Here is a 12,496-nt window from a genome sequence, read left to right as displayed (position 1 = left end):
GGGCGCGCCACTTGGTGCGAGCCCGGAATCCATCGAGCCTCAGGGCCGGTGTTTAAATGGATCCCGGGCTCGCGCTTCGCGCGCCCCGGAATGACAGCGGAAAGAGCGGTGCCTTGCATCGTGATCGCGCTGAATGCGCTCGGCAGCAGGCGACTCTAATTCTGCAGCCTCACGCCCAGCATCACCACCGTCCCCTGCGAGCTCGATCCCGCGACATTCGAATCCAGGATGTCGTGGCGCAGCGTGCCCTTGACCCAGATGTTGCGGTTGAGCTTGTAGATCAGGTTGCTCTCGAACGAGTAGGTCTTGTCGTTGCGGTTCTGGCCCTGGTAGTCGAGCGTGCCGTAGGTGAACTTGCCGACGGCGGTGAGCCAGCGGCGGAAGTCGTGGTCGACTTCGGCGGAGTAGGTGCGCACCAGGACGCCGGAGGAGCCGGGAACGGTGGTCTCGGCGATCTGCGTGTCGGTGAAGAATTTCACCGTGGTGAGGCCGCTCGCGTTCCAGATCAGCGAGCCAGTCGTCAGGAAGCCTGCGAGCTGGCTGAGGCGCGGATCAGTGTAGTTGCGCGCGGAATAGCCCACGGAGATTTCGCCCGTGAGGATGCGCGAGAATTCGAAGGACGAGCCGACCTTGGCATAGCCGCCGTTGGAATCGCGGAAGTAGCCGTTGCGGTCGGCGGCCTGGTCGTGGACGCGGGTGTCGCCCTGGATCTCGACGAACGGCTTCAGGCCCGGCTTGAGGTCGTAGGAGAAGCGCCCCACGCCGCCATACTGGTTGAAGTTGCGGTCGTCGTTGCTGAAGGTCGAGCCGTCGGTGAGCCTCGAATCCGTGTAGGCGGTGCGATCGATTGTGGCGCCGGCGGCGACCTGGAAACGATTGAAGGTCTGGTCGAAGCCGACCGTCGTGCCGTAGGCGGCGTAAACAGGGTATTTCTGCAGGCCGGCCTGCACGTTGGGGCTGCCAGGATTGTCGGTGGCGAGCCGCAGGCGCAGCTGCGAGGTCAGCTTGAGGTCGCGGTCGACGTCGAGCCGGCCGTCGATATGGCCGGTGAAGTCGGGGCGATCGGCCTCGACCGGCGACGGCGAGGCAAAACCGTTGATCGTCGCCGGCATGTTGGTGGTGTAGCCGGAGAACGAGCCGCGCAGGTCGGCCACCAGCGCGTGACGCTCCCAGTCGGACACCACAAGCAGATCCGGCGCGACGACGTAGACCGGGGAGCCGACCGGCTTGTTCAGACGCGTCGGGTTGGTGTCGTAGCCGGCGGAGAGCTCGAGCCCGCCCTTGATCAGGAAGCTGCCGGCGTAATCGCCGACGGCTCCGAACGGATCGTCATCGGCCTTGAGGCGGCGGCGCAGCGGTTGGCCGGGCACGGTGCCCGCCATCGCCGCAGGCACGGGTGACTTGTTTGCGGACGCCGATGGCGGCGGTGCAATCTTCGGCAGGCCGAGCGTGGACGGCGGCGGCGCTGTGGTCGGCGCCGGCGAGCCGGGACCGGCCGCGCGCTTCGGCTTCGGCTGGCCGGGATAGAGCTTGGGTTGCTGCCGCTTGCGGTTGAGGGCGTCGTAGCCGGAGCTGCTCGCGCCGCTCGCGGCGGGCAATCCATATGTCGGGACCTGACCGATACGCGAGGTCGCCGGCGCTTGCTGCCGCTTGCGCGGATCAGCGTTGGGGTCTGGCAGCGCCGGCAGCGCATCCGACGGCGCCTGCGGCACGCCCGCCGTGCGGCGCGTCGGCAACGTCTCGGGCGAGGCGAAGCCACCGCGGTTGGGATTGAACAGGTCGGGCGTGAGGCTCTGGGCGGCCGCGGGGGCGCTTCCGAGGGTCGTCAGCGCAAGACAGGGGACAAGACACGGCAAAGCCGCGCGCAGAATGAGCGCGCGCTTGCTCCGGCCGGTGCCTGGAGACGACCCCACGATGGAATAACTCCAACGAAATCAAACACTTTCACGATCGTCCCCACCGGCTGGCGGGAACCATCGTTAATGGAGTTAAAACAATTATGGTTAATGACCCGTTGAGGGCCGAGGGCGGCGCGTCGCCTCCCTGCCCGGGCCGTGCTAAGCAGGCGCCAACGGGCGAACGCCCCACCCTTCCCTGGACGAAAACATGCCGAGCTCGAAACCGCTGATGACCGCATCATCCGGCCCTATCCCCGACAGCGTCGAATCCGCGCTCCGCACCCTGGAGACGGAGAGCGGCGGCATCAACGCGCTCGCAGCCGCCCTGCGCGGCCCGCTGGGCGAGACCTTCGCCAGGGCGGTCGACCTGATCCGCAACGCCAAGGGCCGCGTCATCGTCACCGGGCTCGGCAAGTCAGGCCATATGGGGCGCAAGATCGCGGCGACATTGGCCTCGACCGGCACGCCCGCCTTCTTCGTGCATGCGGCCGAGGCCGGTCATGGCGACCTCGGCATGATCACCACCGACGACGTCATCATGGCGCTGTCCTGGTCCGGCGAGCAGCCGGAGATGAAGAACCTCGTGAACTATTCGGCGCGCTTTGCGATTCCCATGATCGCGGTGACATCGAACGCCGCGTCCTCGCTGGGACAAGCGGCCGACATCGTGATCGAGCTGCCGAGGGCGCGCGAGGCCTGCCCGCACAATCTGGCGCCGACGACGTCGACGCTGATGCAGGCTGCGATCGGCGATGCGCTCGCGATCGCGCTGCTCGAAGGCCGCGGCTTCACCGCGCTCGAATTCGCGCATTTCCATCCCGGCGGCAAGCTGGGCGCGATGCTGAAATTCGTCCGCGACTACATGCGCACGGGCGCGGAAATCCCGGTCAAGCCCGAGGGCACCGCGATGTCGGAGGCCGTGGTCGAGATGTCGGCCAAGGGTTTGGGGTGCGTCTGCATTGTCAACGAGGCGAACGAGGCCGTCGGCATCATCACCGACGGCGATTTGCGCCGCCACATGCGTCCCGACCTGCTGACGGCATCGGTCGACGACATCATGACCCGGCAGCCGAAAACGGTGCCGCCCTCGATGCTCGCGACCGAGATGATCGAGGTGCTGAACACCCGCAAGATCACGACGCTGGTCGTGACCGAGGCGGGCAAGGTGGTGGGCATCGTGCACCTGCACGATCTGCTGCGGGCGGGCGTGGCGTAAGGCGGGCCCGTTTCTCTCCGCCGTCATTCCGGGGCGCGCCTGCTTGGGCGCGAGCCCGGGATCCATTCATCTCAGTGGACGCTGCACGATGGATTCCGGGTTCACGCTTCGCGTGCCCCGGAATGACGAGGAGGGAAAGGCGCTCCTCGCCATGACGGGGAGAGACTTATACCGGGAATCTTGCCGCGTTCTCCTCCAGCGGCAGCCGCAGCCCGTTCGCCAGATACGACACCGTGCGATAGAAGCCGCACAGCAGCATGATCTCCAGGATCTGCGCCTCGTCATAATGCGCCGACAGCGCGGCGAACTCGGCGTCATCGAGCGTCGCGCGGGTGTGCAGCGCGTCGACGGCTGCGATCAGCGCCTGCTCAGCTGGGGACCAGCAGGCCGAGCTCGCATCGCCTTGTACGGTCGCACGTACCTCGCCCTCGGTCAGCTTCGCCGGCCCGGCGAAGATCGCGACATGCACGCCCCATTCATACTCGCACCTGTTCAGCGCGCAGGTGCGGTCGATGACGATCTCGCGCTGGCGCAGCGACAGCGGGCCGGGATCGAGCAGGCCGCCGGCACGAAACTTGTCCCAGGCGCGGCCGTGGCCCGCCATCACCCGGAACAGCGTCAAAGGCGGCGCACCGCGCATGATGCGGTCGAACTGTGCCTTTATCTCCGGGGGATAAGGCGGGGTGAGCGGCGCAATGCGCGGAGCGGATTGAGACATGCGCTGTCTTTCGTTGCTACAATTACCGTAGCAACACGCTACATTATTTGTAGCAATTCGCAAGAGGGGACGATGGCCAGGCAAGCAGGCACGACGACGCGTCCGGTGCGGGGATCGCGCACGGGCCGGCCGATCATGGCGCTTCTCGATTTGCTCGGCCGGCGCTGGAGCTTGCGGATCCTGTGGGAGTTACGCGAAGGCCCCCTCACCTCCCGCGCGCTGCGCACCGCCTGCGACGAAGCCTCGCCGACGGTGCTGCAGGCGCGGCTGACGGAGCTGCGTGAGGCGGGTTTCGTCGAGCTTGGCGATGCCGGAGGTTACGGGCTGACGCCGCTCGGGCGGGAATTGTGCGAGATGGTCATGCCGCTGCACCGGTTCGCGGAGAAGTGGAAGAGATAGCGCTTCTCTTACCCTCCCCTGGAGGGTGAGAGCGATCACGCCGCGGCGACCGTCAGGTTCGCACCATCCACCTGCACCACCTTCACCCGCGTGCCCGCCGGCGTGTCGGGACCGGCGACACGCCACACGGTATCGCCGATGCGCACGGTGCCTGAGCCGTCGATGATCGGCTTCTCCAGGGTGAACTCGCGCCCGAGCAAGGCCTCGGTACGCTTGTTGAGGAAGGGGCTGGCGCTCGCGTCCGGCTTCGGCCGGGCCAGGCGCCGCCACACCGGCACGGCGGCGGCCGCGAACAGCGCGAACATCACGAGCTGGATCTGCCACGATATGACGACCGTAAACGAGATCAATCCCACCAGCAGCGCGGCGAGCCCGAGCCAGAACAGGAAGATGCCCGGCGCCAGCACTTCCAGCGCCATCAGGATGAAGCCGAAGATCAACCAGTTCCAGGTGCCGAGCGATACGAACATGTCGGTCATGACACGACCTTCTATCATGGTGCGCGCCCCTGTCGGAGAGGCACGCCGGTGACTATCCCTGCCGCGGCGGCACCGCCGGCGGCGGGCTGCCGGTCGGCGGCACGGAGCCGGGGCGGCGAGCGGCGGCAGCCGCAGAAGCCGCGCTCTCGCCGAACGTCGCCTTGGCGATCTCGCCGATGCCGGCGAGCGAACCGAGCATGCTCGTGGCTTCGATCGGCAGCATGATGATCTTCTGGTTCGGCGCTTCCGCGAACTGGCCGAACGCCTTGATATATTTGTCGGCGATGAAATAGTTCAAAGCGGCGACGTCGCCCTTGGAAATGGCTTCGCTCACCATCTGGGTGGCCTTTGCTTCCGCCTCCGCAGAACGCTCGCGGGCCTCAGCGTCGCGGAACGCGGCTTCCTTGCGGCCCTCCGCTTGCAGGATCTGGCCCTGCTTGGCGCCCTCGGCGCGCAGGATCTCCGATTGGCGCTGGCCTTCGGCGGCGAGGATGTCGGCGCGCTTGACGCGCTCGGCCTTCATCTGACGGCCCATGGCTTCGACGAGATCGGCTGGCGGCACGATATCCTTGATCTCGATGCGGTTGACCTTCAACCCCCAGGGCGAGACCGCAGCATCCACCACGCGGAGCAGGCGCTCGTTGATCTCGTCGCGATGCGACAGCACCTGGTCGAGATCCATCGCGCCCATCACCGAGCGGATATTGGTCATGGTCAGCACGGTGATGGCCTGCGTCAGGTTGGAGACCTCGTAGCTCGCCTTGGCCGCGTCGAACACCTGGTAGAAGGCGACGCCGTCCACCGTCACGGTCGCGTTGTCCTTGGTGATGACCTCCTGCTCGGGAATGTCGATCACCTGCTCCATCATGTTGATCTTGCGCCCGACGCGATCGAAATAGGGCACGATCAGATTGAGGCCGGGGCTGAGCGTCTGGGTGTATTTGCCGAAGCGCTCGATGGTCCAGTCATAGCCCTGAGGCACCGTCTTCACGCCGGCCACCAGCGTGACGATGACGAGCAAGACCAGAACAATCGCGAAAATGTCGAAACCGCTCATATTTCCTCCAAGGCGGGAAAGAAGCCGGGAAAAGGCCTTTCCCGCGCTGTCATTGGTCGGGAGCGTGACCCTACCGGTTCAGCGGTCGCAATTCACGTCGGTATCGGCGCAATTCCGCACAAGGCGTCCGAGGCAGGGAATGGCCTCGATATGTGTTTGCGGACTGGCTCTTGAAAGCGGGCAGGCGCAGACCTAGCGGGAAAATTAACGAATTCCGGCCAGCCCCGCCGCAGACGGCGTTATTCGATGACGTCGTCGGCGAGTGCGAGCAGATCCGGAGACAGCGTGACACCCAGAGACTTCGCCGTCTTGAGGTTGATCGCGAGCTCGAACTTGGTGGGATTCTGGACCGGCAAGTCGGCCGCCAGCGCTCCCTTCAGGATACGGTCGACGTAGGAGGCGGCGCGGCGGAGCTGCTCGGTGCTGTCGGTGCTGTAGGACATCAGCCCGCCTTCCTCGACGAACGCACGGCTCCAGAACACCGCGGGCACGCGCGCCTGCGCAACGGCCGCCAGAAGGTGCGCGCGGTTGGCCATGGTGAAGAAGTCAGGCAGGACGAGCAGCCCGTCGGCCTTCCGCGAGGCCAGCGCCACGATCGAGGCTGTGTCATGCACCGGCGCGGGCTCGACCGTCACGTGGAGGGTCCGGGCCGCATCCTCGATGGTGCGCAGCATCAGCGGGGCGAACGGCGCGGTGGCGGGATTGTAGACGACGGCAACGCTGGACACTTTCGGCGTGACCTGCGTCAGCATCTCCAGCCATTTGCCGGCCAGGGGGCCGTCGTAATCGGTGAAGCCGGTGACGTTGCCGCCGGGATGCGCGAGGTTTTCGACAAAGCCCTGGCTGACGGGATCGGTAACGACGGCGAACACGATCGGGATCGTCGTGGTGCGCCGGCGCAGCTCCTCGACCGAGGGCGTGCCGACCGCGAGCAGGATGTCGGGCTTGAGCGCAATCAGCTCGTCGGCCAACTGCGCGATGCGGGCGCGGTCACCGCCGCCGCTGCGCCAGTGGACCTTGAGGTTGTCGCGCTCCTTCCAGCCAAGGCCGGCGAGCGCCTCGACCAGGACCATGCTGCGCGTGCGGCCGATCGCATCATCGGCAGCCGTGACCGAGAGCACGCCGAGCCGGCGCAGCGCGTTCGGCTGCTGCGCCAGCACCGGCGCCGGCAGCGCCGCGATCATCCCAAGCGTCAGGAGCTCGCGGCGATTCACGGAACTAGATCCAGCCCTGGAGCTCGCGCAGCACCAGGGTGCGGATCACATCCATCCCGGGCTCGCTGTCGTTGAGGCAGGGGATCGCGGAAAACGCTTCGCCGCCATTGTGCTTGAAGATCTCCGCGTTCTCCTGCGCGATCTCCTCCAGCGTCTCCAGGCAATCAGCGGAAAAGCCGGGCGTCACCACCGCGATGCGGCGCACGCCTTCCTTCGCGAGCCGCTCCATCGTCTTGTCCGTATAGGGCTGAAGCCACTCGGCATTGCCGAAGCGCGACTGGAAGGTCAGCAGCAGCTTCGTCTCGTCCATGCCGAGCCGGCGGCGCAGCGCTTGCGTGGTGGCAATGCAGTGCTGCTGATAGGGATCGCCGTTGTCGACATAGGATTTCGGCATGCCGTGGAAGGACGCCACGATCAGCTCCGGCGTGAACGGCAGGCTCGCCAGATGCGTCTCGATCGAGCTCGCGAGCGCCTCGATATAGGCGGCGTCCTCGTAGTAAGGCGGCGTCACCCGCAGCGTCGGCTGGTTGCGCAGGCGGGCGAGCACGCGGAACACTTCGTCGCAGACCGTCGCCGAGGTCGAGGCGGAATATTGCGGATAGAGCGGGACCGCCAGGATGCGCTCGCAGCCTTTGGCGATCAGCGCATCGATACCCGACTTGATCGAAGGATTGCCGTAGCGCATCGCCCAGTCCACCGCGACGTGGGCGCGGTCCGACAGTGCGGCGGCGAGCTTGTCGGCTTGCGACCGCGTGATGGTCTTCAGCGGCGACTCGTTCTTCTCGGTGTTCCAGATCTTCTGATAGTCCAGCGCCTTGGTGCGGGGGCGGCTGCGCAGGATGATGCCGTTCAGCACGGCTTTCCAGATCAGGCCCTGGTCCTCGATGACGCGGGCGTCACTGAGGAACTCCTTGAGATAGACCCGCACGCCCGGCGCATCGGCGGTGTCGGGCGTTCCGAGATTGATCAGGAGCACGCCAACGCGCGGCAAGGCGGATTGGGCTGCTGGTCTTGCGGTCTCGATGGGGACGACGCTGGTCATGGCTGTGTGGGTCGCGCGTTGGTCCGAACTTGTCAAGATGAGGCCGATTTCGATAGGGTCGCACCCAGGCGGGGGAAAGAAGATGACACTCGCGGAATGGTGCGTCTTTGGGGCGCTGCTGCTCTATCTGTCTACGATCGCCGCGGTCAAATGGATCAGGTTTCGCCGCTTCGACAATTCCCGGCCGCGCGATCCTGCCTTCTATGAGGACGCACTGTCGCAGCGCGCGCTCGGCGCGCACCAGAACGGCATCGAGACCTTCCCGTTCTTCGCCTTCGCGGTCCTGCTCGCCGAATACAGAGATTCGCCGCAGCGGCTGATCGACGAGCTCGCGGCCCTCTTCCTCATCGTCCGCCTCGCCTACGTGCTGACCTATCTCGGCAACCGTCCGACGCTGCGCTCGATCCTCTGGAGCGCCGGCTTTGCGATCAATCTCGGGATCTTTTTCATGCCGGCCTTGAAGCGGTTCCTGCCGGTGTGACGTTCTTCCTTCTCCCCTTGCGGGAGAAGGTGGCGCGAAGCGCCGGATGAGGGGTTCTATCGGCAAGCTCGCCTGCGAGACGCTCATCCGTGGAGGGAGACCCCTCACCGGTCTCGCCGCTATGCGGCGAGCCACCCTCTCCCACAAGGGGAGAGGGGAAGAGCTCAGAAACACGTCGTCCGTTCAGCCGCAATGTAGCCGAGCAACAGGCCCGCGCCGAACAGCAGCACGACGCCTGCGGCCGCGAATTCGATGCCGCGCATGAACAGCGCGCCGCCGCCGTCGCGCCCGGCGCTGAGGCGGGCAGCGATGTCCTTGGCGGAAACGGCGATAACGGCGATGGTCGCGACCGTGATCGCAGTGCCGAGCCCCATCAGGAAGGTCGCGGCAATGCCGGCCCAGAACAGGCCTTGGGCGAGCGCGAACACCAGCACCAGGATGGCGCCGGAGCAGGGACGAATGCCGACGGTGAGGATCGCGGCAAAGCCACGCCGCCACCCGCCGGGGCCGCCGAGCTCGCTTGGCGTCGGACCGTGGGAATGGCCGCAATGCTCGTCATGGACGTGGTCATGGCCGTGATGGGCATGGGCGTGCGCATGACCGTGATCGTGGTGATGGTGATCATGACCGTGATGATCGTGGGCATCATGATGATGATCATGGTGGTGCGGCACGCCGGCGATCGCCGGCACCGGCTGGGCCGCCTGCAGCGACCGGATGAACGTGCGGCCCTTGACCCAGACGAGGCGAAGCCCGAACAGCGCGATCAGGGCGTAGCTCGCGATCTCGATCACCCCTTCCGCCTTGCACATGGTCTTGGCGGTCGCATTCAGGACCCAAGCCGAGATGCCGACGATGAGGATCGCGACCAGCGACTGCATCAGCGCCGAGGCAAACGACAGCGCGATGCCGCGCCGGGCGGTCTCGCGGTTGGCGACGAGATAGGAGGCGATCACCGCCTTGCCATGGCCGGGGCCGGCGGCATGGAAGATGCCGTAGGCAAACGAGATGAACAGCAGCGTCCAAACCGCAGAGCCGTCGGACTTCGCGGCGCGGATCGTGGACGACATCTGCCGATAGAATTCCGACTGCTTTGCCAAGAGCCAGCCGATGATGCCGCTGGCTTCGGGCGCGGCGGCCTGCGCCGGGCGGGGCGCACCAAACGGGTTTTGCGCGAGGAGATCATGGAGCGCGGCATCGACCAGGCTGACCGCCAGCAGGACGACGGCGCAGGCGAGCAGCCCGCGCGCGAGCGGAGGGAGTTGCGGCTTCAAGGGCAATCCACCGTGATCTTGTTGGCGAACATCATGCCGAAATTGGTGTTCTCGCCGCTCATGAAGGTCTGCTCGTTGAGCTTCTGCGCGGTGGCGGTGCCGTCGCTGGGACGGTCAAGCCTCATCTGGCAGCCCGCGGGCGCGCCGACCAGCTTGACCGGATTGTCCTTGGCCATCTGGAAATCGATGAAGAAGGAACGGTCGAACACTTCGAGCACCAATTGCTTCGGCTTGACCGGGTTCTTCAACGGCAGCGTGAAGTGCAGGGTCAGCACGGTGTCCTTGTAGTCGAGGAAATAGTCGACCGGCTCCTGGAATCGTTCCTTCTTGCCGTCGGCTCGCGCAAAGGTGAAGTAGGCATATTCCTTCAGCGACTCGACGTTGGTCTGCGCCAGCGGCCCGAGCTCCTCGCGCGTATAGGCGCCCTTGGTCTTGCTCTCGAGCCCCTGCACCGCATAGCTCGAAAACATGTCGTCGAATGTCCATGCATGGCGGACGCCGGTGATGCTGCCGTCAGCCGCGTAGAGCAACTCGCTGGTCGCAGTGATCCAGACATGCGGATGCGCGCTCGCCGTGCCCGCCACGAGTGACAGGCCGGCGGCGAGCAGCCATCCGATCAGGGCCCGCATCCTCATCAAGCCGCCTTGGCGTCGTCGAGCAGGCCGCGGCGGCGCAGCAGCGCGTCAGGTTCCGGCGGACGGCCGCGGAAGGCCTCATAGGCCGCTTCCGGATCGAGCGATCCACCGCTCGAATAGATGTCGTCGTGCAGGCGCTTGGCCACCGTGGGATCGAAGATGTCCCCGGCCTCCTCGAACGCGCCGAAGGCGTCGGCGTCCATCACCTCCGACCACATGTAGCTGTAATAGCCCGCGGCATAATGGTCGCCGGTGAAGATGTGACCGAACTGCGTGGGACGGTGACGCAGCGCGATCTCCTCGGGCATGCCGATCTTCTCCAGCTCCTTCTTCTCGAAGGCGCGGACGTCCTGCGCGGCAGCGGCCGGCTGGGTGTGGAACTCGAGATCGATCAGGGCCGAGGAGACGAACTCGACCGTGGCAAAGCCCTGGTTGAACTTTCGCGCGGCAAGGAAACGCTGCAGCAGGTCGTCGGGCAGCGGCTCGCCGGTCTGGTAGTGACGGGCGAACTTCTGCAGCACCTCGGGCCGCTCCTGCCAGTGCTCGTAGAGCTGCGATGGCAGCTCGACGAAGTCGGTGAAGACGGAGGTGCCCGACAGCGACGGGTAGGTCACGTTGGAGAGCATGCCGTGCAGGCCGTGGCCGAACTCGTGGAACAGGGTGCGGGCATCATCGGGCGACAGCAGGCAGGGCTCGCCATCGGCCCCCTTGGCGAAGTTGCAGATGTTGAGGACCAGCGGAGCGACCTCGCCGTCGAGCTTCTGCTGGTCGCGCAGCGAGGTCATCCAGGCGCCGGAGCGCTTCGACGGCCGGGCGAAATAGTCGCCGTAGAAAAGCGCCTTGTGCTGGCCGTCGCTGCCCTTCATCTCCCAGACCCGCACGTCGGGATGCCAGACCGGAACGTCCTTGCGCTCCTCGAAGGTGACGCCGAACAGCCGCGTGGCGCAGTCGAAGGCCGCTTCGATCATGTGGTCGAGCGACAGATAGGGCTTGATCGCGGAATCATCGAAATTGGCGCGCTGCAGGCGCAGCTTCTCGGCGTAGAAGCGCCAATCCCAGGGAGCGAGCTTGAAATTGCCGCCCTCCGTCGTGATCAGCGCCTGCATCTCGTCACGGTCGGCGAGCGCCCGGGCGCGCGCTGGCTTCCAGACCCGCTCCAGCAGGCCCCGCACGGCGTCCGGCGTCTTGGCCATGGAATCCTCGAGCCGGTAGGCGGCGTAGGTCGGATAACCCAGGAGGTTCGCGCTCTCCTCGCGCAGCTTCAGGATCTCGACGATGGCTTCGTTGTTGTCGTTGGCATTGCCGTTGTCGCCGCGGGCGATGAAGGCCTTGTAGACCTTCTCGCGCAGGTCGCGGCGGGCCGAGCTCTTCAGGAAGGTCTCGACCGAGGACCGCGACAGCGTGACGATGGCCTTGCCTGCCATGCCGCGCTCTTCGGCCGCAGCCTTGGCGGCGGCGACGAAGCTCTCCGGCAGGCCCTGGCGGTCGGCCTCCCCGAGCTCCATGACCCAATCCTGCTCGTCGCCGAGCAGATGATGGCTGAAGCTGGTGCCGAGTTGGGCGAGCCTCTCGTTGATCTCGGCCATCCGCGTCTTGGCCTCCTCGGTGAGGCCGGCACCGGCGCGGTGGAAGCGGGTATAGGTGCGTTCCAAGAGGCGGAGCTGCTCGGGTGACAGACCGAGATTGGCGCGGTTCTCGTGCAGCTGGGCGATGCGACCAAACAGCACGGCATTCATCACGATCGGATTCCAGTGCCGCGCCATCCGCAAGGAGACTTCCTTGTCGATCTCCAGGATGGCCGGATTGGAATGCGCCGAGACGAGGTCGTAGAACACGGCCGCGACCTTGCTCAGCAGCTTGCCGGAGCGCTCCAGCGCCGTGATGGTGTTGGCGAAGTCGGGCGCGGCCGGATCATTGGTGATCGCCGCGATCTCGGCGGAGTGGTCGGCAAAGGCCTGCTCGAAGGCCGGCAGGAAGTGCTCCGGCTTGATCTCGTCGAAGGGCGGGGTCGCAAACGGCGTCACCCAGGCCTTCAGCAGCGGATTGATCTCGGAGTCCGTATTTTGGCGGGGTTCTGACATCG

Annotated in this window: 12 protein-coding genes; 3 read left to right on the top strand and 9 right to left on the bottom strand. The window is 66.0% G+C overall.

Annotated elements, in window-relative coordinates:
- Positions 1–155 precede the first annotated feature (155 nt).
- A complete protein-coding gene (locus ML401_RS04925) occupies positions 156–1,913 on the bottom strand; it encodes an outer membrane beta-barrel protein (RefSeq protein ID WP_285810274.1) in 1,758 nt (585 codons plus the stop codon).
- A 193-nt stretch (positions 1,914–2,106) separates the two neighbouring features.
- Between ML401_RS04925 and ML401_RS04920 the strand changes: the two genes are divergently transcribed.
- Positions 2,107–3,114 carry an SIS domain-containing protein gene (locus ML401_RS04920; RefSeq protein ID WP_285810273.1) on the top strand — a complete coding sequence of 336 codons (1,008 nt, stop codon included), beginning with the start codon at positions 2,107–2,109 and terminating at the stop codon, positions 3,112–3,114.
- A 166-nt stretch (positions 3,115–3,280) separates the two neighbouring features.
- Here the strand turns inward: ML401_RS04920 and ML401_RS04915 are convergent, their stop codons facing one another.
- Complete coding sequence (locus ML401_RS04915) at positions 3,281–3,832, bottom strand: carboxymuconolactone decarboxylase family protein (RefSeq protein WP_259215612.1); 552 nt, start codon at positions 3,830–3,832, stop codon at positions 3,281–3,283.
- A 72-nt stretch (positions 3,833–3,904) separates the two neighbouring features.
- Here ML401_RS04915 and ML401_RS04910 point away from each other — a divergent pair, with 72 nt between their 5' ends.
- Positions 3,905–4,231 carry a helix-turn-helix domain-containing protein gene (locus ML401_RS04910; RefSeq protein WP_211418618.1) on the top strand — a complete coding sequence of 109 codons (327 nt, stop codon included), beginning with the start codon at positions 3,905–3,907 and terminating at the stop codon, positions 4,229–4,231.
- A 35-nt stretch (positions 4,232–4,266) separates the two neighbouring features.
- Here ML401_RS04910 and ML401_RS04905 read toward each other — a convergent pair whose 3' ends face one another.
- The 4 genes from ML401_RS04905 to hemH all read right to left on the bottom strand — a co-directional run bounded on the left by ML401_RS04905 (position 4,267) and on the right by hemH (position 8,023).
- Positions 4,267–4,710, bottom strand: a complete 444-nt coding sequence (locus ML401_RS04905) for an NfeD family protein (RefSeq protein WP_212065948.1) — start codon at positions 4,708–4,710, stop codon at positions 4,267–4,269.
- Positions 4,711–4,762: 52 nt separating this feature from the next.
- The gene (locus ML401_RS04900; protein ID WP_212065947.1) at positions 4,763–5,767 is read right to left on the bottom strand and encodes an SPFH domain-containing protein; all 1,005 of its coding nucleotides are present in this window, start codon (positions 5,765–5,767) and stop codon (positions 4,763–4,765) included.
- Positions 5,768–6,006: 239 nt separating this feature from the next.
- Positions 6,007–6,981, bottom strand: coding sequence for an ABC transporter substrate-binding protein (locus ML401_RS04895; protein WP_212065946.1), 975 nt, complete (start codon positions 6,979–6,981; stop codon positions 6,007–6,009).
- A 4-nt stretch (positions 6,982–6,985) separates the two neighbouring features.
- The gene (gene hemH / locus ML401_RS04890; RefSeq protein ID WP_285810266.1) at positions 6,986–8,023 is read right to left on the bottom strand and encodes a ferrochelatase; all 1,038 of its coding nucleotides are present in this window, start codon (positions 8,021–8,023) and stop codon (positions 6,986–6,988) included.
- An 82-nt stretch (positions 8,024–8,105) separates the two neighbouring features.
- Here hemH and ML401_RS04885 point away from each other — a divergent pair, with 82 nt between their 5' ends.
- Entirely contained in the window at positions 8,106–8,504 is a 399-nt protein-coding gene (locus ML401_RS04885) for an MAPEG family protein (RefSeq protein ID WP_211418623.1), read from the top strand.
- Positions 8,505–8,668: 164 nt separating this feature from the next.
- Here the strand turns inward: ML401_RS04885 and ML401_RS04880 are convergent, their stop codons facing one another.
- Genes ML401_RS04880 through ML401_RS04870 form a run of 3 tightly spaced genes read right to left on the bottom strand, consistent with a single transcriptional unit; the run spans position 8,669 to position 12,494 of the window.
- Positions 8,669–9,778, bottom strand: coding sequence for a nickel/cobalt transporter (locus tag ML401_RS04880; RefSeq protein WP_212065944.1), 1,110 nt, complete (start codon positions 9,776–9,778; stop codon positions 8,669–8,671).
- Positions 9,775–10,413 carry a DUF1007 family protein gene (locus ML401_RS04875; RefSeq protein ID WP_212065943.1) on the bottom strand — a complete coding sequence of 213 codons (639 nt, stop codon included), beginning with the start codon at positions 10,411–10,413 and terminating at the stop codon, positions 9,775–9,777. Before ML401_RS04875 ends, ML401_RS04880 begins: the two co-directional genes overlap by 4 nt.
- Positions 10,413–12,494, bottom strand: a complete 2,082-nt coding sequence (locus ML401_RS04870) for a M3 family metallopeptidase (RefSeq protein ID WP_212065942.1) — start codon at positions 12,492–12,494, stop codon at positions 10,413–10,415. Before ML401_RS04870 ends, ML401_RS04875 begins: the two co-directional genes overlap by 1 nt.
- Positions 12,495–12,496: the final 2 nt, after the last annotated feature.

Source organism: Bradyrhizobium sp. 62B, assembly GCF_030272265.2.
Taxonomy (GTDB): domain Bacteria; phylum Pseudomonadota; class Alphaproteobacteria; order Rhizobiales; family Xanthobacteraceae; genus Bradyrhizobium.
This window is presented reverse-complemented; position numbering and strand designations above follow the sequence as displayed.

Bases quoted from the DNA above. Each gene is read 5' to 3' on its own strand.
- ML401_RS04920 (WP_285810273.1), top strand. From the start codon at position 2,107: ATGCCGAGCTCGAAACCGCTGATGACCGCATCATCCGGCCCTATCCCC.
- ML401_RS04915 (WP_259215612.1), bottom strand. From the start codon at position 3,832: ATGTCTCAATCCGCTCCGCGCATTGCGCCGCTCACCCCGCCTTATCCC.
- ML401_RS04910 (WP_211418618.1), top strand. From the start codon at position 3,905: ATGGCCAGGCAAGCAGGCACGACGACGCGTCCGGTGCGGGGATCGCGC.
- ML401_RS04905 (WP_212065948.1), bottom strand. From the start codon at position 4,710: ATGACCGACATGTTCGTATCGCTCGGCACCTGGAACTGGTTGATCTTC.
- ML401_RS04900 (WP_212065947.1), bottom strand. From the start codon at position 5,767: ATGAGCGGTTTCGACATTTTCGCGATTGTTCTGGTCTTGCTCGTCATC.
- hemH (WP_285810266.1), bottom strand. From the start codon at position 8,023: ATGACCAGCGTCGTCCCCATCGAGACCGCAAGACCAGCAGCCCAATCC.
- ML401_RS04885 (WP_211418623.1), top strand. From the start codon at position 8,106: ATGACACTCGCGGAATGGTGCGTCTTTGGGGCGCTGCTGCTCTATCTG.
- ML401_RS04875 (WP_212065943.1), bottom strand. From the start codon at position 10,413: ATGAGGATGCGGGCCCTGATCGGATGGCTGCTCGCCGCCGGCCTGTCA.
- ML401_RS04870 (WP_212065942.1), bottom strand. From the start codon at position 12,494: ATGTCAGAACCCCGCCAAAATACGGACTCCGAGATCAATCCGCTGCTG.